Here is a 22,051-nt window from a genome sequence, read left to right as displayed (position 1 = left end):
AAGCCCACGCCGAAGATCCAACCGACGCCTCGCACGGCCCCGCGGCGACCCTCGCGGGAAGTTGTTCGCCAACTCAAGAGTGTTGTTCACTCGTTCGGGTGGCGGAGCGGCCGATGCGCGTCCCCTTCCCAGAAGCGCTGGAATGGTCGGAAGCCGTACCAGGGGTGGGGGCGCTCTTTCATGTGACCGGTCGTCATCTCTGCTTCATGGGTGGACGAGTCGAGAATGCGAGCACCGGTGCAGAAGAAGCGGCCTCGGAGCAACAACGGCACGCCGAGTCAGGCCCCCGGTGAGCCGCTGACCACGGGCGGTGCCACGGGCCCCGGCGCCGACGGTGCGGCGGGCCCCCCCGCTGCCCCGGCCGCCGGCCGCCCCAAGCGCGTCCGCAACCGTCTGGTCGCCGGTGTCGCCCTCGTCGGGGTCACCGTGCTCGCCGCCGGCGCCCCCGCGATCCTCACCGCCTCCGGCGAACTGACCGACGCCCAGCGCCTGGTCACCCTCGCCGAGCTCGACCGCCAGGCCGTCACCCTCGCCCACTCCCTCGCCGACGAGCGCGACGAGGTCGTCGCCTACATCGCCGCGGGCCGCGACGAGCAGACCGGCGACGCCGAGGACAGGCGCCAGGTCACCAGCAGCCGTTCCACCCGCGTGGACCGCCAGATCGACGAGATCCGGCCCGCCGCCCCCACCGAGCTGAGCCGCGACCTCGCGGCCCTGTCCTCCGTCCGGCGCACCGCGCTCACCGGCAAGGGCACCGCCCTGGAGGCCCACCGGGCGTACTCCGAGATCATCGCCAAGCTCCAGGCGCTCGCCGACGAGCTCGCCGAGAAGACCCCCGCCCGCGCCGCCGAGGCCACCAGGGCCCCCGCCGCCCTGGGCCGCGCCGTCGAACAGGCCTCGGCCACCCGCGGCCTGCTCCTGGCCGCCCTCGCCGTCCCGCAGCCCGAGTCCACCGGCACGCGCTACGACCCGATCACCGGCACCTACGTCCCCGACGAGGCCGAGGGCGCCGACGAGGCGAACCGCACGCGGAACGCCCTGACCGCCGCCGCCCAGCAGTCCCGCGTCCGGGAACTGGCCTCCCTCGCCGACTTCGACCAGGCCGCCACGGCCGCCGGGCGCGACTCCCTCACCTCCACCGTGACCGGCCCGGACGTCAAGAGCGCCGAGCGGTACCTGGCCGGTCTCACCGACCAGCCGGAGCTCTCGTCCACCGAGCGGAACACCGACCCCGAGAAGCTGGAGGCCGCGCTCTCCGCCCGTGTCGAGCAGATGCGGGGCGTCGAATCGGCCCTCGCCACCGACCAGGTGGAGCGGCTCACCCAGCTCCGCGACGACGACGTCACCGCGCTCGAGGTGCGCATCGCCTTCCTCGGCGGCTGCCTGCTCGTCGCGATCGGCATCTCCACCTTCGTCGCCCGCACCCTCACCCGGCCCCTCGCGGTGCTGCGCATCGGCGCCGCCCGCGTCGCCGCCGCCCCGGAGGCCGAGGAACCGGTCCGCTTCACCGGCCGCAACGACGAGTTCGCCCAGGTCGTACGCTCCCTCAACACCCTCCAGGGCAAGCTGGCCGCCCTCGCCCGGCGCACCGAGCAGCTCGACAGCGAGCGCGCCGACCTGGCCGGCGCCCGCGAGGCCCTCGCCGCCGAACTCGCCACCCAGCGCGCCGAGCTGCAGGGCCACACCGCCCTGCTCACCGCCGAACTGGAGCGGCTGCGCCACTCCGTCCACCACACCTTCGTCAACCTCTCGCTGCGCAGCCTCGGCCTGGTGGAGCGCCAGCTCGGCGTCATCGAGAAGCTGGAGGAGCGCGAGCAGGACCCGGACCGGCTCGCCACCCTCTTCAAGCTCGACCACATGGCGACCGTCATGCGCCGCCACAGCGAGAACCTCCTCGTCCTCGCGGGACACGAGCACGTCCACGGCCACCCCGGCCCCGTCCCGCTCGTCGACGTGCTGCGGGCGGCCGTGAGTGAGATCGAGCGGTACGAGCGGGTCGCCATCCAGTCCCTGCCGCCGCACGCGCAGGTCGCCGGCTTCGCCGCGGACGACCTCAGCCACCTCGTCGCCGAACTCCTGGAGAACGCCACCTCCTTCTCGCCGCCCGACGCCCAGGTCCAGCTCTCCGGCTGGCTCCTGGAGTCCGGCGAGGTGATGCTCTCCGTGCAGGACGAGGGCATCGGCATGACCGAGAGCCGGCTCGCCGAGCTGAACGCCCGCCTGGCGGAGGCAGACCCGGCCGACGCCCAGGGGGAGGGGCTCGGCCTGCGCGTCGCAGGGCTGCTCGCCGCCCGCCACGGCGTACGGGTGCAGCTGCGGGAGCAGAAGCAGGGCGGCATCGCCGCCGTCGTCGTGCTGCCGCTCCCGCTGCTGCCGGCCGCCCCGCCGGCCGCGGTCCCGCCGACCGTGCCGGTCGGGGGAACGACGCCCACCCTGAACCTCCCGGGCTCGGTCGCGGAGGCCAACTCCAACACGCTGCCCTCCCGGACCAGGGATCCCCTGGTGGAGGCTGCGGAGCAGGCGATAGCGGCGACGGAGGAGCCCGAGGCGCCGGCCGTCGAGGAGCGGCAGCCCACGGAGCCTCAGGAGCCCGAGGCCCCGGAGGAGCCCCGGGCCGCCGCCGAGCCCGAGCCCGCCACGCAGCCCGAGCCCGCCACGGAACCCGAGCCCGCCGCCGAGCCCGCGTCCGTACCCCGGGAGTCCGTCTCCGAGACGACGCTCCAGGTCCGGCTCCCGGACCCGGCGCCCGAGCCCGACAGCCACGAGCGCGCCACCGAGGACGAGGGCGAGGGCACCGGACCGCGCCCCGCCCGGTGGGAGCGGGTCACCGACAAGGGGCTGCCCAAGCGCACCCCGCAGATCGTCCGCCCGGCCGACACCCCCACCGCCCCGCGCGCGGGCGGCGTGGACGCCGAGGCGCTGCGCCGCAGGCTCGGCGGCTTCCACCGGGGCGCCCAGGAGGGCCGCCGGGACGTGGAGGCCGAGATCGAGGCCGGGTCCGTACCGCCGGACGCCGTACGGCCCGGAGCGATACGGCCCGGGGCCGCACAGACAGCAGGGACCGAGGAGAAGACGGGGGACACAGTCGAGGAGGCACGCAGTTGACTGCGACCGGAACATTCGGACTGAGCAGGGAAGCCCGCAACCTTCACTGGCTGCTGGGCAACCTCGTCGAGGAGGTGCCAGGCGTCCGCTCCGTCGCCGTGGTCTCGTCCGACGGGCTGCTCCTGCTCTCCTCCGACCCGGACCGGAGCGCCGCGCCCGCGGAGGACCGCCCCGCCGGCCCGCGCGGCTCCAGTGCCGACCTGGCGACCATCGTCTCCGGCATCGGCAGCCTCACGATCGGCGCCGCCCGGCTCATGGACGGTGGCGGGGTCAAGCAGACGATGGTGGCCATGGAGGAGGGCAGCGTCTTCGTGATGTCGATCAGCGACGGCTCGCTGCTCGGCGTCCACGCCACGCCCGACTGCGACATGAGCGTCGTCGCCTACCACATGGCGCTCTTCGTCGGCCGCGCCGGACATGTACTCACCCCCGAACTCCGCAGCGAGCTGCGCAAATCGATGGAGAGCACCCAGTGACGTCCGCCTCCCACGCCCACCCCCACGCCCACAATCTGCCGGTCCGCGGGGACGGCCGCCGCCCCGCGCGCGTACGCCCGTACTCGCTCACCGGCGGCCGCACCCGCTTCGGCCACGTCCTGCTCGTCGAGACCTTCGTCGCGGCGCTCGAGGCCTCGCAGGAACGGAAGGTGCTGACGGACGGCGGGCGGGGCGCCCGCGGTCTGATGCCCGAGATGCGGGCCATCGTCGAGATCTGCCGCCGCATGCGTACCGTCGCGGAGATCTCGGCGCTCCTGAAGATGCCGTTGGGTGTCGTCCGAGTGCTGCTCAGCGACTTGGCCGACCAGGGAAAGATCCGTGTGTACGGGACCGGTCACGGCACCGGCCAGCCCGACCGCGCGCTCCTCGAAAGGGTGCTGAGTGGACTCCGCCGTCTCTGACGTCTCCCCTGTCTCCACCGACTCCGACGTCTCCGCCGCCTCGGAGGCTCCGGCGCTCGCCGGAGTCCCCGCGCAGCCCGAGGACGGCGCCCAGGACTGGCAGCTCGACCTCACCCGGGCCCCGATCGCGACCAAGGTCGTGGTCGCGGGCGGCTTCGGCGTCGGCAAGACGACCTTCGTCCGGGCGGTCTCGGAGATCACTCCGCTGCAGACCGAGGCGCTCATGACGCAGGCGAGCGAGGAGAGCGACGACCTCACCGCGACGCCCGACAAGATGACCACGACCGTGGCGATGGACTTCGGCCGGATCACCCTCGACGACGACCTGGTGCTGTACGTCTTCGGTACGCCGGGACAGCAGCGTTTCTGGTTCATGTGGGACGACCTGGTGCGGGGCGCGATCGGCGCGATCGTGCTCGCCGACACCCGCCGTCTGAGCGACTGCTTCCCCGCGCTCGACTACTTCGAGAGCTGCGGGCTGCCGTACATCGTCGCCGTCAACCACTTCGAGGGCACCGAGCGGTTCGAGGCCGAGGACGTCCGGGAGGCGCTCACCGTGCCCCCGCACGTACCGGTCGTGATCATGGACGCGCGCAAGCGGTACAGCGTGGTCGAGTCCCTGCTCGCGATGGTCGCGCACGCGCTCGAAGTCACCCCCGAATAAAGCCGATCGTCTCAAGCCGATCGCCCTGATCGTTCGTTAGGAACCCGCCATGCGGAAGATACTCATCGTGGGGGCCGGCCAGTCCGGTCTCCAGCTCGCCCTCGGACTGCAGTCGCAGGGGTACGAGGTCACCCTCATGTCCAACCGCACGGCGGACGAGATCCGGTCGGGCCGGGTCATGTCCACCCAGTGCATGTTCGACACCGCCCTCCAGCACGAGCGCGACCTCGGGATCAACTTCTGGGAGTCCCAGGCCCCGCAGATCAAGGGCCTCGGCGTGTCGGTGGCGGCGCCGGACGGCTCGCGCGCCGTCGACTGGGTCGGCGCGCTCGACGGCTACGCCCAGTCCGTCGACCAGCGTGTGAAGATGGCGGGCTGGATGGAGACCTTCGCCCAGCGCGGCGGCCAGCTCGTCATCCACGGCGCGGCCGTCTCCGACCTGGACTACTTCTCCCGTACGTACGACCTGGTGCTGGTCTCCGCCGGCAAGGGCGAGCTGGTCTCCATGTTCGGCCGCGACGCCGCCCGCTCCCCGTACAGCGAGCCGCAGCGCGCGCTGGCGGTCGCGTACGTCCACGGCCTCGGCCCGCGCCCCGAGCACCCCGACTTCGACGCCGTGCGCTGCAACCTCGTCCCGGGCGTCGGCGAGCTCTTCGTCATGCCGACCCTGACGACCTCCGGCCGCGCCGACATCCTCTTCTGGGAGGGCGTCCCCGGCGGGCCCCTCGACGTCTTCCAGGGCGTCAAGGACCCCTCCGAGCACCTGGCGCTCACGCTGGAGCTGATGGAGAGGTTCACGCCCTGGGAATACGCGCGCGCCACCAAGGTCGAACTGACCGACGCGGGCGGCACGCTCGCCGGCCGCTACGCCCCGACCGTCCGCAACCCGATCGGCCGCCTCCCCGGCGGCGGTCTGGTCCTCGGCGTCGCGGACGTGGTCGTCGCCAACGACCCGATCACCGGCCAGGGCTCCAACTCGGCCTCCAAGTGCGCCGCCGCGTACCTCGCCTCCATCGTCGAGCACGGCGACCGCGCCTTCGACGAGGCCTGGATGCGGGCCACCTTCGACCGCTACTGGGACACCGCGCAGCACGTCACCAAGTGGACGAACGCGATGCTCGGCGTCCCGCCGGAGCACGTCCTGAACCTGATCGGCGCCGCGGGCCAGCTCCGGCCGGTCGCCGACCGCTTCGCCAACGGCTTCAACGACCCGGCCGACTTCGAGAACTTCTTCTACGACCCGGAGAAGACGTCCGCCTACCTGGCCTCGGTCGCCGGGGCCTGAGAGGCCGCCGGCCAGGGACCCGACGGTCGCCGGGGCGGGTTGCTCCGGCGACCGTCGGGTCCGTGCGTGATCACCGTGCTGGTGCCGCGGCGACGCCGGTGGCGCCCTTCCTCGGCCGCGACGCGTGGGCGACGAGGAGGAGGAATGCTCCGCAGGCCGCCACCAGCATCCAGCCCGGGCGGGACGCCCGCGCGAGTTCCGTCGGGCCGGCCGCCGCGACCAGACCGCCGGCGAGGGCGATGCCGAGCGCGGCGCCGAGCTGGCGTGCGGTGGACGTGATCGCTCCGGCGACCGCCGCACGGGCGGGAGGCAGCCCGCTCACCGCGGTGTTGGTGAGGGGGGCGTTGGCGAAGCCGAAGCCGGTGCCGACGAGCAGATACGCCGTCAGCAGCTGGAGCACGCTCGTGTCCTGGTCGAGCCCCACCAGACAGAGTCCGCCCGCGGTGAGAAAGCCGCCGGCCAGGAGGAGGGGCGGCCGCGGTCCGAGGCGACCGACCAGACGGCCCGCCAGGGGTGCGCAGACGGCCGCCCCGACAGCCATCGGCAGGGTCGCCGTCCCGGCGGCCAGCGCTGTCCAGCCCCGTCCGTGCTGGAGGTAGAGGGTGCTGAGCAGCAGCGTCACGTTCAGGGCGACGAAGACCGCGAGGGCGCCCAGGACCGCGCCGCCGAAGACCGGACGCCGAAAGAGCCGCGGATCCATCAGCGGTTCGGGCCGGCGCGACTCGACGCGTACGAACACCACCGTCGCGACGGTGGCGCACGCGTACAGGGCCAGCGCCGTCGGCGAGGTCCAGCCGATGCGCGGCCCTTCGATGAGGACGCCGACCGAGACCGCGACGGCCGCGGTCAGCAGGGCCTGACCCGGGAGGTCGAGCCGCTGCGGGCGCGGCGCCCGGGACTCCGGCACGAACACCGCGCTGAGCACGAGGGCGGCCACGACGACCGGGACGTTGATCCAGAACAGGGACCGCCAGCCGAGCGCCTCGACGAGAGCGCCGCCCGTGACAGGGCCGGCGGCCATGCTGAGTCCGAAGACCGACGCCCAGACACCGATGGCCCGCGCTCGCTCCTTCGGATCGGGCACGGCGTTCACCACGATCGCGAGAGCCACGGGGCTGAGCATCGAGGCGCCGATGCCCTGGAGCGCGCGGGCGGCGACGAGGGTGACCGCCGAAGGGGCGATCGCGCAGAGCAGGGAGGCGGCGCCGAACACGACGAGGCCGCACCGGAAGACGCGTCGGCGGCCGAACCGGTCCGCCAGCGCGCCGGAGGAGATCAGGAGCGCGGCCAGGACGAGGGTGTACGCGTCCACGACCCATTCGAGGCCGCGGATCCCGACACCCAGGCCGTCCCCGATCGCGGGGAGGCCCACGTTCACGATGGTGGTGTCCAGGCCCACCAGGAACATGCTCAGGCAGCAGACGGCCAGCACCGTCCAGCGTCCGCGCGCGTCAAGGAGGGTCTGAACGGGGTGGGTTGTCGTGGTCACGGCCTGCCTCACACGTCCGGGAGTACCTGCCCGGCAAGACTCCGGCCGGGCGACCCCCGGCGACCAGATCTTTTGCGAGGACGGCAAAAAGGTTTTCCGGACAGTCCCGCACCGCCCGCTCAGCCCCGGTCGTAGCCCTCGTCCGCGCCGTCCGTGGATCCCGACGGGAGTGCGGGCGGGGTGTACGTGGCGAGGGGTGTGCCGTCGGGGTCCGGGCGGACCGCGCCCAGCAGGGGGTTGGCGGCGATGGGTGAAACCTTCACGTGGGCGCCCGGCCGCGGGGCGTGGACGACCAGGCCCTCGCCGAGGTAGATCGCCACATGGGTGGCCTCGGGGAAGTAGACGACCAGGTCGCCCGGGCGCAGCTCGCTCAGGGGCACCTTCTGGAGCGTCCGCCACTGTTCCTGGCTGGTGCGGGGGATCTCCCGTCCGGCGCTCGCCCAGGCCTGTGACGTCAGCCCCGAGCAGTCGTACGAGTCCGGCCCCTCGGCTCCCCACACGTACGGCTTGCCGATCTGCCCGATGGCGTACCGCAGCGCCTGGCCGCCCTGTCGTGAGGGCTTCTTGCCTACGTCCAGGACGCCGGAGTCGAGGAACTGGCGCTGGGCGCCCGCCGTCTGCGTCCGTTCCAGTTCGGTCAGCCGCCCGAGCTGGTCGGCGGAGAGCGAGGCGAGCAGTTTCTCCACCTCCTTCAGCCGTGCCTGGACGTCGTCCCGCTGCTTCTTCTGCCGTGCGGCGAGCGTCTGCTGCCGGTCCAGGGCCTTGCGGGAGGCGCTCGCGAGGGCGTCGGCCTTCTTCTCGGCGCTCTGGAGCCGGGTGACGGCGGTGGCGCGCTCGCGTGCCGCGCGGGCCATCAGATGCCCGTGATCCAGGGCCTGCTGGGGGTCGGGAGCGAGCAGCAGCCGCAGGTACGAGGAGAGCTCCGAGGTCGCGGCCCGCCCCTGGTACTGCTCCCGGGCGAGCCGGCCGGCCGCGTCACGCCCCTGCCCGAGCGCTTCGCGCGCGGCGGTGAGGGCGGCGGTGACCCTCCTGGTGTCGGCGGTCTGGACCTTCAGGGCCTCTTCGGTGGCGTTGTAGGTCTCGGTGGCCTGCTCGGCCTGGCGGTAGAGGGTGCGGAGCCGGGTGAGGAGGGTGGCGACGGAATCGCCGCCGGAGGGCGGGAGAGCGGCGGCGTCGTCGGTGTCCGTGCCATCCGGGATGCCGGTGTCGTCCGGGGTGTCGGCCACCTCGGCGAGGGGGTCGAGGGGTGGTTCGGGGGCTTCCTCGGGCGGGGCGGCGAGGGGATCGCCCGCCGGTTCCTCCGCCGGCGACTCCGCCGGGACCTCCACCGGGGGGTCCACCGGATCGTCGGCCGTCGCCGCCGGCAGCCCGGCCAGCGCCGTCGTCGCGGCGAGCACCCCCGTGCAGACCGTGCGCCGCAGCCGTCCTGACACGTCGTCACCACCTCCACCGAGATGATGACGCACTCCATCGTCGGATTAACGCATTAAGGGGCGTTTCGGGGCGATCGGCTCACTCGTCCGGCCGAGGCGTGGGCTTCGACCAGGGCCACTTCAGCTCGCGGGGCTCCCGCCCTTCGGGCGCGTACACATAGACCCAGCCCCGCTGAATGCCGAGCCGCTTGGTGTACCCGGACGGCTCGCGGCGGTAGGCGTGGACCGTCGGCGGGCCGCCGGCGGCGTCCGGCACCGGCACCTCGTACCACTTGGGCGGATGGCCGGTCGGTCCGACGAGGACGGGCAGGACCCGGCCGTCCAGGGGGCCGCCGCGGAAAGGGGTGTTCTCGCTTCTCACCCCACCAGTCTCATATGAGGTGTGCGGCCTCGCTCACCACGGGGGTCACCCGCCGCGCCAGCGTCCCGACCGGACCCTCGGGCGTCTCCTGCGCGAGGAGCCGGCGGACGACCGCCACCGTCTCCTCGTCGGTCGCCGCCGTCGCCGCCAGCAGGGCGATCAGATGGTCGATCAGCCAGTCGCGCAGCTCGGCCGCCGAGGGCTGCTTCTCCTCGTCGATCCAGATCAGCGAGGCCGCCTCCACCGCCGCGATCCAGGTCCGCACCATCATCCTGAGCCGGGGACCCGGCCGGTCCACCCCCAGGTGGACGAAGATCTGCTCGGCCGCGGCCCGCCGCACCTCGTCCACGATGGCGGTCGTCCGGGAGGTCTCGGCGACGCTGCCGCCCCGGAGCAGCGCGCTGAACCCGGCGTCGTGCCCGTCGACGAAGGCCAGGTAGCGGTCGAGGACCCGGGCCAGGCGTTCGGTCGGCGGGCCGACGGGCGGCTCGGCGAAGCACAGCTCCAGCGCGTCGGCGGAGGAACGCAGCGCCGCCTCGTACAACTGCTGTTTCCCGCCGGGGAAGTAGCGGTAGACGAGCGGCCGTGAGACGCCCGCCGCCTCCGCGACGTCGTCGAGCGAGACCTCGTCCGGGGCCCGGTGCGCGAAGAGCGTCAGGGCGGCACCGAGGAGCTGCAGGCGCCGCTCCTCGACGCTGAGCCTGCGGTACGCGGGCGGCGCGGCGGACGCGGGCGAGGCGGGCGAGGCGGGGCTGGTCATGCCTCGCAGCGTAACCCCGCCGCGTCGCGTTCAGGCGGTCACGGCAGCAGCCCGGAGGACTTCCACAGCCGCCGCCCGGGGCCCCGCAGGACGCCGATGTCGTCGAGGAAGTCGGTCAGCCGCCTGGCTCCCGACTGCATGACCTCGCGCCGGTGGCCGCTCGCCTTGACCTGGGCGACGGCCTGACGGCGGTCCAGGCCCACGTTCTCGTACACCTTCGGGTTGACGAAGCAGGTGGAGAAGACGCGGGCGGCCTCGCCGCAGCTGAGCCGGGTGAACTCCTGCTCCCAGCGCGGCGCGGTCACCATCTGACGCCGCAGCTCCTCGCGGGCGTACCGGACGTGGCGGGCCTCCTCGACGACGTGGATACGGGTCACCCCGCGCACCAGGGTCTGGACGCGCTCGTCCGGGAAGGTCAGGCGCTGCATCCAGTCGAGGATCTCCTCGCCGAGGAGGGTCGCGGCGAAGGAACCGGGGGTGGTGGAGACCGTCTTCAGGACGCGGGCGAGGTTGTGGTAGATCCGCGGGACGGGGTAGGCGGGCGCGCCACCCTTCTGGATCATCCGGGCGAACATCATCGAGTGCCGGCATTCGTCGGCTATCTCGGTGAGCGCGTAGCGCACATGGTTGCTCGTGAGGGACTTGTCGTAGATGTGCCGGACGAGCAGTTGCATGAGGATGATCTCGAACCAGATGCCGAGCGAGGCGAGGGAGGCGGCTTCGTGGCGGGCGAGGTCCAGTCGCTGTTCCTCGGACATCCGCTTCCACAGGGGGGTGTCGTAGAGGGAGACCAGCTCGGGCGGCCAGAACCACTTGCCCTCCTCGATCGGGGCGTCCCAGTCGAGTTCGGTCTCGGGGTCGAAGGAATGCTTGAGGGAGGACTCCAGCAGCCGCTCCGCGACCTGTTCCCGGTCGCGGAGCGGGCCGAGGGCGTCCCGGAGGAGGCGGAAGTCCTGTTCGGTCGGTGCGGTCATGGCGGCGGGGCACCTCGCTGTGCTCGCGGTCGAGTTACCGGCGGTCATCCCTTATGAGACTCCCCGTCAGTAATACCGTCAATCCCTTGTGCGCGACTTGTTGACCCTTTGTCTACCAAGGTGTGAGCTGGGGGACGGCCCACTCACCGTTCGAGTGAAGGAGGCGTCGATGGCGACGCGCGACCTCTACACGAAGACCCCGGAAGCCCCCGTCTGGGGGATTCCGGCGACGGGATCGGCACGTTTCGACTGGGAGTACGCGGACGGCCGTGACCGCCTCCTCGCGCTCTACCAGAAGGGCAAGGACAAGCAGTGGGACGGCGCGAAGCGCATCGACTGGGAGCTGGAGGTCGACCCGTACGACCCGCTCGGCACCCCGGACGAGGCGATGACCGTCTACGGCAGCCGGCACTGGGCCAGGATGACCGAGAAGGACAAGGGCGAGATGCGCAGGCACTACGCCTCCTGGCAGTTCAGCCAGTTCCTCCACGGCGAGCAGGGCGCGATGATCTGCGCCGCGCGGATCGTGGAGTCCGTCCCCGACCTCGACGCCAAGTTCTACTCCGCGACCCAGACGATGGACGAGGCCCGGCACGCCGAGATCTACGGCCGCTTCCTGCACGAGAAGATCGGGATGCTCTACCCGATCAACGACAGCCTCCAGGGCCTCCTCGGCGACACGCTCAGGGACTCGCGCTGGGACATGCCCTACCTCGGCATGCAGGTGCTGATCGAGGGTCTGGCGCTCGCCGCCTTCGGCATGATCCGGGACACCACCGACAAGCCGCTGCCGAAGCAGATCCTGGCGTACGTGATGCAGGACGAGGCGCGGCACGTGGCCTTCGGGCGGATGGCGCTGCGCGACTACTACCGGCAGCTGTCGGACGCGGAGCTGCGCGAGCGCGAGGAGTTCGTGATCGAGGGCTGCTACCTGATGCGCGACCGGCTGCGCGGGATCGAGGTCCTGGAGAACTTCGGCATCCCGAGGAAGGAGGCGGAGGAGCTGAGCGAGCGCTCGGAGTTCCTGCACCTCTTCCGCAAGCTGCTGTTCAGCCGGATCGTCCCGTGCGTGAAGGACATCGGCCTCTGGGGCGAACGCCTTCAGAAGGCCTATCTGGACATGGGCGTCTTCGACCTCGGCGACTCCAACCTGGACCTGCTGATGAGTCAGGACGAGGAGATCGCGGAACGACTGGACCAGGAGCGGTTCGCGGCCGAGGAGAAGGAGCGGGTGGCGGAGGTCGCGGCGGCGATCGAGCACGGGGCGCAGGCGTAGGGCGGCAGGGCTGTCACCGGGGTGACGTAGCGTAAGCGCCATGAGCATGCCGCCGCCCTCGCACAATCCGCAGCCGTACGGCCCTCCGTCGCACAACCCCTACGCGGGACAGGTTCCGCCCCCGCCGCAGGGCTTCCCGCCGCAGGGAGTTGCGCCGCAGGGGGTTCCCCCGCAGTACCCGGCGCCGGGGGCCGGGACCTGGGGGCAGCCGCCGATGCCGCCCGCCGGCCCGCCGGCGAAAAGGAAGATGTCGACCGGGGCGATCGTCGCCCTCGTCGTCGGGAGCCTGGTCCTGATCGGCGGGCTCGGCTACGGCGTCAAGCTCGTGGCCGACGGCACCGGGGTCACCGGCTCCTTCCCCGAGGCCACGCACCGGCTTGTCGTGCCCAAGACGCTGCTCGACGGCTCGTACACCCTCACCAAGGACGCCTCCGACACCGAGGGCAAGGAGGTCGAGGACACCTACGACCCCACGGTGAAGGACGCGAAAGCGGCCATCGCGCAGTACAGCGGCCCAGACGGTGCCGTCCTCGTCGTCTCGGGCTTCCACGGCCGCATCAAGAACCCCGCCTCCACCCGCGCCTCCATCCTGCGAGGCGCCGCGAAGGAAAAGGGCTCCACCCTCGCCGTCCCGCCGAAGGAGTTCACCCCGGCCGGCCACGGCGTGACCGTCAGCTGCCAGGTCACCACCAACAAGGACGCCCTCGGCACCGCCACCCTGCCCATGTGCGCCTGGGGCGACGACAACACCGCCTCCTTCGTCGCCGTCGTCACCCCCGAGTCGGCCACCGCGGACCCGAAGGACGTGGACCTGGCCGAGCTGGCCGAGACCACCGCCAAGGTCCGCGCGGAGATGCGCAAGCCGATCGGCTGAGACCTCCCGCTCAGGGCGTCGACGCCCTGAGCGCCTCCTCCATCACCGCCTTCGCGATCGGCGCCGCGCTGCCGCCGCCGCTGATGTCCGTACGGCTCGCCTCCGCGTCCTCGACGACGACGGCGACCGCGACCGCCGGCTGGGCCGCGTCCGCCGCCTGTGCCCAGGCGATGAACCAGGCGTACGGAGTGCCCGTGTTGCCCAGGCCGTGCTGGGCCGTGCCCGTCTTGCCGCCGACCGTCGCCCCGGGGATCGCCGCGTTCGCGCCCGTGCCCTCCTCGACCGCCTTGACCATCAGCCGCTGGAGCTGCGTCGCGGTCGAGGGGCGCATCGCCTGGCGGTAGCTGGTGCGGACCGTCCGGTGCACCGTCGTACCGCCCGAGGTGGTCGTGCGGTCGACGAGGTACGGGTGGGCGATCTCCCCGTTGTTGGCGACGGCCGCCGCCACCATCGCCATCTGCAGCGGCGTCGCCCTCGTGTTGAACTGACCGATCGACGACAGTGCCAGCTGGTCGGCGCTCATGTCCCGGTCGAAGTTCGACCTCGCCACCCAGGACGGCACCTTCAGACCCCTGTCGCCGAAGCCGAACCGCTCCGCCGCGTCCACCATCCCGGCGAGCCCGACCTTCACCCCGAGCCCGGCCATCACCGTGTTGCACGACCACTGGATCGCGTACGCCAGCGAGGCGTTCCGGCACCCGGTCGCCTCGTTGGGCAGCACCCGCCGGGTGCCGGGCAGGACGAACGGGTCCGGCGTGACGGTCGGGGCGTCGACGTCCGTCACCACACCCGCGTCCAGGGCCGCCGCCGCCGTCACCATCTTGAAGGTGGAGCCGGGCGGATAGGTCTGCCGGATCGCCCGGTTCAGCATCGGCTGGTTCGGCGAGGAGTTCAGCCTCGCCCAGGCGTCCTTGACCTCCCGCCCCGTACCCGAGAGCACCGCCGGGTCGTACGAAGGGCTGCTGACCAGCGTCAGGATCCTCCCGCTCGACGGCTCGACGGCCACGACCGCCCCGCGCTTGCCGGCGAGCCCCCGGTAGGCCGCCTCCTGCATCGTCGCCCGGATCGTCGTCACCGCGTTCCCGCCCGGCCGCCGCCCCCGGACGATGTCGTTCCAGAACGGCAGCGGCGCCAGCATCGGGTCCGTACCGGAGAGGATCTCGTCCTCGGCGTGCTCCAGGTGCGTGGTGCCGTACGTCTGCGAGGCGTAGCCGGTCACCGGCGCGTACAACGGGCCGTGGGTGTACGACCGTTCGTAGCGCAGCTGCTGGCCGCTGTCCCGCGCCCCCGTCACCGGCCGTCCGTCGACGACGATCTCGCCGCGCGGCTGGCCCCAGCGGGCGATCGCCGGGCGTCGGTCGGCCGGGTTCCCGTGCAGCGACCCGGCCTCGAAAACCATCACCCGCGCCGCGTTGACCAGCAGCGCCGCCAGGAGGACGAGGCAGAGCCCGGCCGCGCGCCGGATGTAGGGGATCACCGGACGCCCTCCGTGACCGGCACGACGATCCCGGTCTCGGCCGGCTCGGGCAGCGGGGCGCGGGCCGAATCGCTGACCCGGATCAGCAGGGCCACGATGATCCAGTTGGTGACCACGGAGGACCCGCCCTGGGCCAGGAACGGCATCGCCATGCCGGTCAGCGGGATCAGGCCCATCACCCCGCCCGCGATCACGAAGACCTGGAGCGCCAGGATCGAGGCGAGGCCGATCGCGAGCAGCCGCCCGAAGGGATCGCGCAGGGCGAGGCCGGAGCGGTAACCGCGGGCGACGAGCAGCGCGTACAGCAGGAAGAGGGCGGTCAGGCCCACGAGACCGAGCTCCTCGCCCGCCGTCGCGAGGATGAAGTCGGACTTGGCGGCGAAGCCGATCAGGACGGAGTGCCCGCGGCCGAGCCCGGTGCCGAGCATCCCGCCCGCGGCGAAGGAGAAGAGGGACTGCGCGAGCTGGCCCGGGCCGTCCCCCGCCTCGATCGAGGCGAAGGGGTTCAGCCAGTCCTCGACCCGACTGTGGACGTGCGGTTCGAAGGAACCGACCGCGACCGCCCCCACGGCCGCCAGGAGCAGCCCGACCGCGATCCATCCGGTCCGGCCTGTCGCCACGTACAGCATGATCACGAAGAGGCCGAAGAAGAGCAGCGAGGTGCCGAGATCGCGCTCCAGGACCAGCACGCCCACGCTCAGCACCCAGAACGCGACGATCGGCCCGAGTACCCGGCCCGTGGGCAGTTGCAGGCGCCAGATCCTGCGTCCGGTGTAGGCCAGCGCGTGGCGGTTGGCGGCGAGGTAGGCGGCGAAGAAGACGGCCAGCAGGATCTTGGCGAACTCCCCGGGCTGAAAGGAGAGTCCGCCGATCCGGATCCAGATCTTGGCACCGTTGACGGCCGGGAAGAAGATCGGGACCAGCATCAGGAACAGGGCGGTGGCCATGGAGAGATAGGCGTATCTCTGCAGCACGCGGTGGTCGCGCAGGAGGACGACGACGGTGATGAAGAGCGCCACGCCGAGCGTCGACCAGACCAGCTGGGTGGGTGCGGCCCGGTCCCCGGGCGTCTCCAGGTCGAGCCGGTGGATCAGCGCCAGGCCCAGGCCGTTGAGGAGGACGGCGATGGGGAGCAGCAGCGGGTCGGCGTAGGGCGCGCGGAACCGGACCGCGAGATGGGCGAGGAGCGCGAGCGCGCCGAGACCGGCGCCGTAACGGGCGGTGTCCGGGGGCACGGCGCCCGTCCTCGCCAGGCCGACCTCCGCATAGCCGAAGACGGAGATGAGGACGGCGCAGAGGAGGAGGGAGAGCTCCACGCCGCGGCGCTTCGGGACGCGGAGCCCCGGCGGGGGCGCTTCCGCCGTCGTTGCGGTCATGGTCCGCAACGTAGCAAGTAGTAAGCTTTATGTCCCTTTTGCGTGGCGGTGTGCCGTCAGGGGGCCGGTTCCTCCCGCGAGGGGTCGGTGAACCGTACGTACTCCGGAAGCGTCAACCGGGTCGGCGCTCCTCGCCCGCCGTCCTCCGGGTCGGCGAGGACCAGCCGCGCGCCGATCACCTCCGCCTGCCCCATCGCGATGGTCAGATCCAGGTCGTGGCCCTTGCCGCCGCATCCTGTCCGGAACCGCTGCGGCCCCGACTCCAGCAGGTACCGGGGAAAGCCGTCCCCGTGGTCCCGCACGGCGACGGCGGGCCCCGCCACGGTCAGGGCCACGGGCGGGGCGCCGTCCTTGTGCGCGTTGGCGACGAGATTGCCGAGCACCCGCTCCGGGCGCCACCGGTCCATCTCGACCGCGGCGTGCCGGACGATCCGCACCTCGGTCGGGGTGCCCGAGCCGCTCACCACCCGGCTCGCGAGCGGGCCGAGGTCGTGCACCGCCAGGTCCACCGTCTCGTTGCGGGCGTCGAGCCGCGAGATCTCCAGGAGGTCCTCGGTCGGCGCGCGCATCGCCTTCGCGGGTTGGGAGGGGTCGGACGCGGTCGGTCTTCCCCAGGCCGTATGCGCAGATTCGCAGGGAAGTCCCTTTTGTCCAGACGGGCGGACGGACGGCCGACCGCCCGGCTGCCCGACCGCTCTGCTGCCCGACCGACCGCCCGGCCGCTCGTCCACCCGCTGCGCGCGACCGTGGCGGCGGAACCGTCACGGGCGGCCCCGGCCCCGCTCCATGCGGTCGAGGGCGGCGCGGCAGAGGGTCAGCAGCTTCTCGTCCTCGTGGATGTCATGGCTGCCCGAGGCGTTCTCGTGCACGTTGTGGCGGCGCCGGCGGGCCAGTTCCGTACGGATCACCCACTCCGCCTCGGCCGCAGCCGGCCCCATCTCCGCCAGGCACTCCGCGATGTCCACGCGTGCGTGCCGGTTCTCCTCCCAGGCCGAGACGAGCACCGGGAGCGTCGAGCCCACGTCCCCGGAAACCCGCCACAAGGCCGACGCGCTCCGCACCCGCACCCACAGGTCCCGCGCCGCGAGGCCCGGCCGCAGGGCGGGCGCGCTGCGGGCCGCCGCCGGGCCGATCTCACCCAGCGCCACGGCCGCCGCGCACCAGTCCGGATCGGAGGCGCCCGGCCGCAGCCGGCCCTCGAGGGCCGGCAGCACCGCCTCGCGGTCGCCCTCGACCGACCACAGCGCGAGCGCCGCCTTCGTCGACACCGTGGCCGAACCGCCGTCGAGGAGCGCCCGTAGATCCGGTGTCGCCGCCCGCGCCGCCGGGCCGAAGGCGGCGAGGGCGCGCAGCGCCGCCTCCTGCACCCAGTCCCGCCGGTTCGGCGGCGCCCCGCGCAGCACCCGCAACACCTCGGGAAGGGCCTGGACGCCCCGGATCGAGGTCAGGGCGGAGAGCAGCGGCGCCGCGTGGTCGTAGAGCCGTTCGTCCAGGTCGACCCGGGCGAGACGGCGGCGCAGCACGGGGGCGAGCGGGACCGCGGCCGGGCCGAGCGTGCCGACGGCGTACAGCAGGTCGCGGCGCACGTCCGGCTCGTCGAGGGCGCGGGCGAGCAGGGGGATCGCCCGCGCGTCCCCGGAGCGGGCGAGGGCGAGCAGCGCCCCGCCGCGCCCGGACCGCGTGCCCGGACCGCCCTGGCCCAGCGGCTCCCGGGACCCGGCGGCGAGCCGGGCGGCGAGGGCGTCGGTCGCGGGGGCCGCCAGTTCGAAGAGCCGCTCGAGGAACGAGGCGGCGGCCTCCCGGAGCCGGGGATCGGGGTCGGCGAGCTGCGCCCCGATCAGCCGCACCACGTCGTCGTACCGGCCGCGCCAGACCCGTATCAGACCGCCGCAGAGCCAGATCGCGTCCGAGCGCTGGGACCGGTCGGGGGAGCGCAGCTGGGCCAGGATCAGCGCGATCCGGTCCTCGACCCGGTCGTCCAGCGCGGTGTGCAGGGTCCGCATCAGCTCGTCGGTCCACGGGGTCGGCCGGCCGTCCGCGTGCTCCTCGAGGAACTCGCGCACCTGTCCGATCAGGGTGGGCGCGGACGCCCAGGCGTTCTCGGCGGCGGCGGCGGCGGAGGAGGCGGCCGGCTCGGGCGGCGCGGTCCGTACCGCCTCGAGCAGCTCCGTCACCCGCTGCACGACGTCGTCCGGGACCTCACCGGGCGCGCAGCGGGCCAGCTGGGCGAGGGCCGCGAGCCGGAGCCCCGGGGCCTGGGCCGCGCGCGTGAGCCAGCCCAGCCAGTCGACGGTCTCCTCCCGCAGGGACGCGTGCCGCCGCGCGATCCGCCCGACCGCCTCCACCAGGGCCAGCCGTACCTCCGTGTCGCACTCGACCGTCAGCCGCTCCCGCAGCAGGGTCAGCACCCGTGCCGGCTCGGGGTGCAGCGAGGCGAGCGCGCACGGGGCCGCGAGCCGCACCTCCGGGTCCGGGTCGTCGACCAGGGCGAGGAAGACGTCGGCTCCGGCGGCGACGGCGGCGGCGGCCATGGCGTAGTTCGCCGCCGGGATGAACTCCTCGTCGTCCGGGTCCGGTTCGTCCAGGGCGTCGTCACCGCTGAGGTCGATGCCGCCGATGCTGGTCAGCAACTCCACGATGCCGCCCCGGTCCTGGACCTTCGGGTCGGCGACGAGTTCGAGCAGGAAGGGGATGCACGCGAGCGTCGAGTCGTACACGTCGCCCTGGTGGTGCACCGATCCGTACATGCCGTCGAGGGCGATCTCCCGCTCGGCCGGATCGGTCGAGGCGAGCCCGTGCAGCAGTCCCGGCACATCGTCCGCGGGTCCGTACGCATGGCCCAGCGAGGCCCAGTCGACCTCCTCGATCCCCGTCAGCATGCCGGCCGCCGCCTTCCCCGTGAGCGCTGTACCAGGCAGCAAGTGTGCACCACCGCACCGTCAACCAGGACCCGCTGAGCGGACGCGGTCCGCGAAGGGCTCACGGGGCGCACGCTTTGCGCCATCTGCCGGAGCAGCCCCCCGACTTGACCGCCGGAGCACGCCGGAGGCCGTGCGTCCCACCCCTCTCCGGTACGGGTATGGGGCGGCGGCCGGGCGTATCGCCCCCCCGGGTCACTCGGCCGTACGCAGCCGCTCGACGGTCACCAGGGCATGCCGGGTCGTGCCCTGGGCCACCTCCGCCAGGACGATCCCCGCCGGCACCTTCCGGTACTCCACCTCGCCCTTGCCGATCGCCGTCGCGACCCCGCTGCCCTCCGTCAGACCGCCCAGTTCCGCCCCGGCCCGCAGCCGGAGCCCGGGGGCGAGCGGGCGGGAGACCACGGGCGTGTCGTCGTCCGGCAGCACGAGCACCAGGGCGTCCGGCCGCTGCGCGCTCCCGGTGAAGCCGACGACGGCGGCCTCCCGGGTGTCGGTGTGCCGCAGCTTGCGCCACGCGCGCGTACCGCCGCGATAGGCCTGGTCGAGCCGCTTGACCACCAGCCCCTCGAGCCCGCTCGCCGTCAGCGTCTCGAACCAGAGGGCGGCCACGTCGGGGTCGGTGGTCATCGGCACGGGCTGCAGCGGCGGTCCCAGCGGCCCGAGCACCGCGACCAGCCTTTCGCGCCGCCGCTCGTAGCGCAGCGGTCGCAGGTCGCGCCCGCCCTCCGCCAGCAGGTCGAAGGCGGCGTACGAGGCGGGCAGCCGGCGCGCCAGGGCGGGTGCCCGCGCCGGGGTGGCCGCCGCCCGTGCCTGGACGGCGGCGAAGTCGGTCTTCCCGCCGGTCCACACCACCACCTCGCCGTCCAGGACCACGCCCTCCGGGAGGTCGCGCGCCGCCGTGGCGAGGTCGGGGAAGGCGGAGGTGACGATCCGCCCGGAGCGGGCCTGGAGGACGACTCGCTCCGCTTCGTACCGGAAGATCACCACCCGGTGGCCGTCGAACTTCGGCTCGTAAGCGAGCCCGGGGCCGCGCGGCAGCGTGGCGACGGAGTGGGCGAGGGCGACCTTCAGGGGCGGGTCGAGCGCCGGCGGGATCACGGCAGGGCTCCGGCCCGGTCCGGGTCGAAGAGGGGGGCGAGCAGATCCCCGTACCGCTCCAGACGTGGCGCGATGTCGTCCATCAGGAGGACCAGCCGCCGCGGATCGTCGCACCCCTCGACCTCCTCCCAGGTGACGGGCGCGGAGACGGCGGGCAACGGCCGGGCGCGCAGTGTGTAGGGGGTGGCGGTGGTCTTGGCGGCGGCGTTCTGGCTGTGGTCGACGAAGACCTTCCCGGGCCGCAGCGCCTTGGCCATCCGGTGCACGATCAGGCCGGGGTGGTCCGCCTCCGCCTCGACGGCGAGCCGCTTCGCGTACGCCGACACCTCCTCGGACGGGGTCGGCTCCAGAGGCACGAGCAGGTGCAGGCCCTTGGCGCCGGACGTCTTGGCGAAGGCCTCCAGACCGTCGTCCGCCAGCCGCTCGCGCAGCCAGCGCGCCACCAGGCAGCACTCCACGACGGTCGCCGGAGGCCCGGGGTCGAGGTCCAGGACGAGCCGGTCGGCCACGGCGGGCGAGTCGGTCCGCCACTGGGGTGTGTGGAACTCCACGACCAGGTTCGCCGCCCACATCAGCGAGGGCAGGTCCTGGACCACCAGCTGCCGGGCGCGGGGGTCCTCGGAGCGGGGGACGGGTGTGGTCGTCACCCAGGCGGGTGTGCCGGGCGGAGGGTTCTTCGTGAAGAAGAGCTGCCCCTCGGGGCCGTCCGGATAGCGCAGGAAGGACACCGGGCGGTCACGCAGATGGGGGAGGAACACGGGCCCGACGGTGGCGTAGTAGTGCAGCAGTTCGCCCTTGGTGGTGCCGGAGGCCGGGTGGAGGACCTTGTCCAGATTGCTGAGCGCCAGGCGCCGCCCCTCCACCTCTGTGATCGGCGTCATACGATGAGAATCCCACGAATCCGGCATATCTGTGGAATCTCGGCGAAAGGGGTGAAACGTGCGGTCCATCTGGAACGGCGCCATTTCCTTCGGTCTTGTCAGCATCCCGATCAAGCTGGTGAACGCCACCGAGAGCCGGTCCGTGTCCTTCCGCCAGATCCACACCGAGGACGGCGGGCGCATCCGCTACCGCAAGGTGTGCGAGCTGGACGGGGAGGAGGTCTCCCAGACGGAGATCGGCAAGGCCTACGAGGACGCCGACGGGACCATGATCCCGATCACCGACGAGGACCTCGCCTCGCTGCCGCTGCCGACGGCGAAAACGATCGAGATCGTCGCCTTCGTGCCGGCCTCGGAGATCGACCCGCTCCAGATGGACGCCGCGTACTACCTCTCGGCGAACGGCGTACCCGCCGCCAAGCCGTACACCCTGCTGCGCGAGGCCCTCAAGCGCAGCGACAAGGTGGCCGTCGCGAAGTACGCGCTGCGGGGACGGGAGCGGCTCGGGATGCTCCGGGTCGTGGACGACGTCATCGCCATGCACGGGCTGCTCTGGCCGGACGAGATCCGCGCCCCCGAGGGCGTGGCCCCGGAGACCCCCGTCTCGGTGCGCGAGGCGGAACTGGACCTGGCGGACGCCCTGATGGCCACGCTCGGCGACGTCGACATCAGCACCCTGCACGACGACTACCGGGAGGCGGTCGAGGAGATGATCGCCGCCAAGGCGGAGGGCGGCGAGGCGGTGGCACCCGCGGAGCCGGCCGAGGAGGGTGGCGGCCGGGTCATCGACCTGATGGCGGCCCTGGAGAGCAGCGTCCGCGCGGCGAAGGAGGCGCGCGGGGAGGCCGGGGTCGCCGGAGTGACCGAGCTCAAGCCGCGTGAGGCGGCGGCGCGCGCGCCGAAGGAGACCGAGGCGAAGAAGTCCACGGCGAGAACGGCGGCGAAGAAGACGGCGGCCCCGGCCCGGAAGTCGACCGCCAAGACCGCCACGACCACGAAGAGCGCGACGGGCGGCAAAGCCGCCTCCAAGTCCACGGCCACCAAGTCCACGGCGAAGAAGCCGGCCGCCAAGAGCGGGACGGCTGCCAAGAAGACGGCGGGGAAGGCCGAGAAGGCGGCCGAGAAGAAGACGACGGCGAAGAAGACCACGCCCCGCAAGCGCTCGGCGTAGCGGCAGCC

At 72.9% G+C, this 22,051-nt stretch carries 18 protein-coding genes and 1 pseudogene; 8 read left to right on the top strand and 11 right to left on the bottom strand.

What is annotated here, in order from left to right; all coding sequences use genetic code 11:
- Positions 1-225: 225 nt before the first annotated feature.
- From IE136_RS13415 to IE136_RS13395, 5 genes are read left to right on the top strand one after another with little or no spacing between them, the layout of a single operon-like run.
- Positions 226-3,105, top strand: a complete 2,880-nt coding sequence (locus IE136_RS13415) for a sensor histidine kinase (protein WP_189600587.1) — start codon at positions 226-228, stop codon at positions 3,103-3,105.
- Positions 3,102-3,581 (top strand): roadblock/LC7 domain-containing protein, encoded by a 480-nt coding sequence (locus IE136_RS13410; protein ID WP_158990373.1) that lies wholly within the window; start codon positions 3,102-3,104, stop codon positions 3,579-3,581. Before IE136_RS13415 ends, IE136_RS13410 begins: the two co-directional genes overlap by 4 nt.
- Entirely contained in the window at positions 3,578-4,003 is a 426-nt protein-coding gene (locus IE136_RS13405) for a DUF742 domain-containing protein (RefSeq protein ID WP_158990374.1), read from the top strand. The genes IE136_RS13410 and IE136_RS13405 overlap by 4 nt, the downstream gene beginning before the upstream one ends.
- On the top strand, positions 3,984-4,667 hold the full coding sequence (locus IE136_RS13400) for a GTP-binding protein (protein WP_158990376.1): 684 nt from the start codon (positions 3,984-3,986) through the stop codon (positions 4,665-4,667). The genes IE136_RS13405 and IE136_RS13400 overlap by 20 nt, the downstream gene beginning before the upstream one ends.
- 49 nt (positions 4,668-4,716) lie before the next feature.
- Entirely contained in the window at positions 4,717-5,952 is a 1,236-nt protein-coding gene (locus IE136_RS13395) for a styrene monooxygenase/indole monooxygenase family protein (protein WP_158990378.1), read from the top strand.
- Between the two features lie 70 nt (positions 5,953-6,022).
- Here the strand turns inward: IE136_RS13395 and IE136_RS13390 are convergent, their stop codons facing one another.
- The 5 genes from IE136_RS13390 to IE136_RS13370 all read right to left on the bottom strand — a co-directional run bounded on the left by IE136_RS13390 (position 6,023) and on the right by IE136_RS13370 (position 10,969).
- Positions 6,023-7,441 carry an MFS transporter gene (locus tag IE136_RS13390; RefSeq protein WP_158990380.1) on the bottom strand — a complete coding sequence of 473 codons (1,419 nt, stop codon included), beginning with the start codon at positions 7,439-7,441 and terminating at the stop codon, positions 6,023-6,025.
- A gap of 119 nt (positions 7,442-7,560) precedes the next feature.
- Positions 7,561-8,874 carry a C40 family peptidase gene (locus IE136_RS13385; protein WP_158990382.1) on the bottom strand — a complete coding sequence of 438 codons (1,314 nt, stop codon included), beginning with the start codon at positions 8,872-8,874 and terminating at the stop codon, positions 7,561-7,563.
- 79 nt (positions 8,875-8,953) lie between these two features.
- Positions 8,954-9,235, bottom strand: a complete 282-nt coding sequence (locus IE136_RS13380) for a DUF8847 domain-containing protein (RefSeq protein ID WP_158990384.1) — start codon at positions 9,233-9,235, stop codon at positions 8,954-8,956.
- A gap of 10 nt (positions 9,236-9,245) precedes the next feature.
- A complete protein-coding gene (locus tag IE136_RS13375) occupies positions 9,246-9,995 on the bottom strand; it encodes a TetR/AcrR family transcriptional regulator (RefSeq protein ID WP_189600450.1) in 750 nt (249 codons plus the stop codon).
- Between the two features lie 38 nt (positions 9,996-10,033).
- Entirely contained in the window at positions 10,034-10,969 is a 936-nt protein-coding gene (locus tag IE136_RS13370; RefSeq protein WP_158990388.1) for an AurF N-oxygenase family protein, read from the bottom strand.
- A 169-nt stretch (positions 10,970-11,138) separates the two neighbouring features.
- Here IE136_RS13370 and IE136_RS13365 point away from each other — a divergent pair, with 169 nt between their 5' ends.
- On the top strand, positions 11,139-12,245 hold the full coding sequence (locus IE136_RS13365) for a ferritin-like domain-containing protein (protein WP_158990390.1): 1,107 nt from the start codon (positions 11,139-11,141) through the stop codon (positions 12,243-12,245).
- A 40-nt stretch (positions 12,246-12,285) separates the two neighbouring features.
- Positions 12,286-13,119, top strand: a complete 834-nt coding sequence (locus IE136_RS13360; protein WP_158990392.1) for a hypothetical protein — start codon at positions 12,286-12,288, stop codon at positions 13,117-13,119.
- A gap of 10 nt (positions 13,120-13,129) precedes the next feature.
- On the opposite strand, the gene IE136_RS13355 is transcribed toward IE136_RS13360, so the two are convergent.
- The 6 genes and pseudogenes from IE136_RS13355 to ligD form a co-directional block, all read right to left on the bottom strand.
- On the bottom strand, positions 13,130-14,596 hold the full coding sequence (locus IE136_RS13355; RefSeq protein WP_158990394.1) for a penicillin-binding transpeptidase domain-containing protein: 1,467 nt from the start codon (positions 14,594-14,596) through the stop codon (positions 13,130-13,132).
- On the bottom strand, positions 14,593-15,972 hold the full coding sequence (locus tag IE136_RS13350; RefSeq protein WP_189600449.1) for an FtsW/RodA/SpoVE family cell cycle protein: 1,380 nt from the start codon (positions 15,970-15,972) through the stop codon (positions 14,593-14,595). The genes IE136_RS13355 and IE136_RS13350 overlap by 4 nt, the downstream gene beginning before the upstream one ends.
- A 56-nt stretch (positions 15,973-16,028) precedes the next feature.
- Positions 16,029-16,562 (bottom strand): annotated as a pseudogene (locus IE136_RS13345) (sensor histidine kinase); the annotation flags it as partial.
- Positions 16,563-16,733: 171 nt separating this feature from the next.
- On the bottom strand, positions 16,734-18,851 hold the full coding sequence (locus IE136_RS13340) for a HEAT repeat domain-containing protein (RefSeq protein ID WP_189600448.1): 2,118 nt from the start codon (positions 18,849-18,851) through the stop codon (positions 16,734-16,736).
- Positions 18,852-19,085: 234 nt separating this feature from the next.
- Entirely contained in the window at positions 19,086-19,988 is a 903-nt protein-coding gene (locus IE136_RS13335; RefSeq protein ID WP_373309072.1) for an ATP-dependent DNA ligase, read from the bottom strand.
- Entirely contained in the window at positions 19,988-20,872 is an 885-nt protein-coding gene (ligD, locus tag IE136_RS13330) for a non-homologous end-joining DNA ligase (protein WP_189600447.1), read from the bottom strand. The genes IE136_RS13335 and ligD overlap by 1 nt, the downstream gene beginning before the upstream one ends.
- 58 nt (positions 20,873-20,930) lie before the next feature.
- Here ligD and ku point away from each other — a divergent pair, with 58 nt between their 5' ends.
- Complete coding sequence (ku, locus tag IE136_RS13325) at positions 20,931-22,043, top strand: non-homologous end joining protein Ku (RefSeq protein ID WP_158990402.1); 1,113 nt, start codon at positions 20,931-20,933, stop codon at positions 22,041-22,043.
- Positions 22,044-22,051 lie beyond the last annotated feature (8 nt).

The sequence above is a fragment of the Streptomyces lateritius genome, from assembly GCF_014649715.1.
Lineage (GTDB): Bacteria > Actinomycetota > Actinomycetes > Streptomycetales > Streptomycetaceae > Streptomyces > Streptomyces lateritius.
Note: the sequence above shows the minus strand (reverse complement) of the source record. Positions and strands in the feature narration are given on the sequence as shown.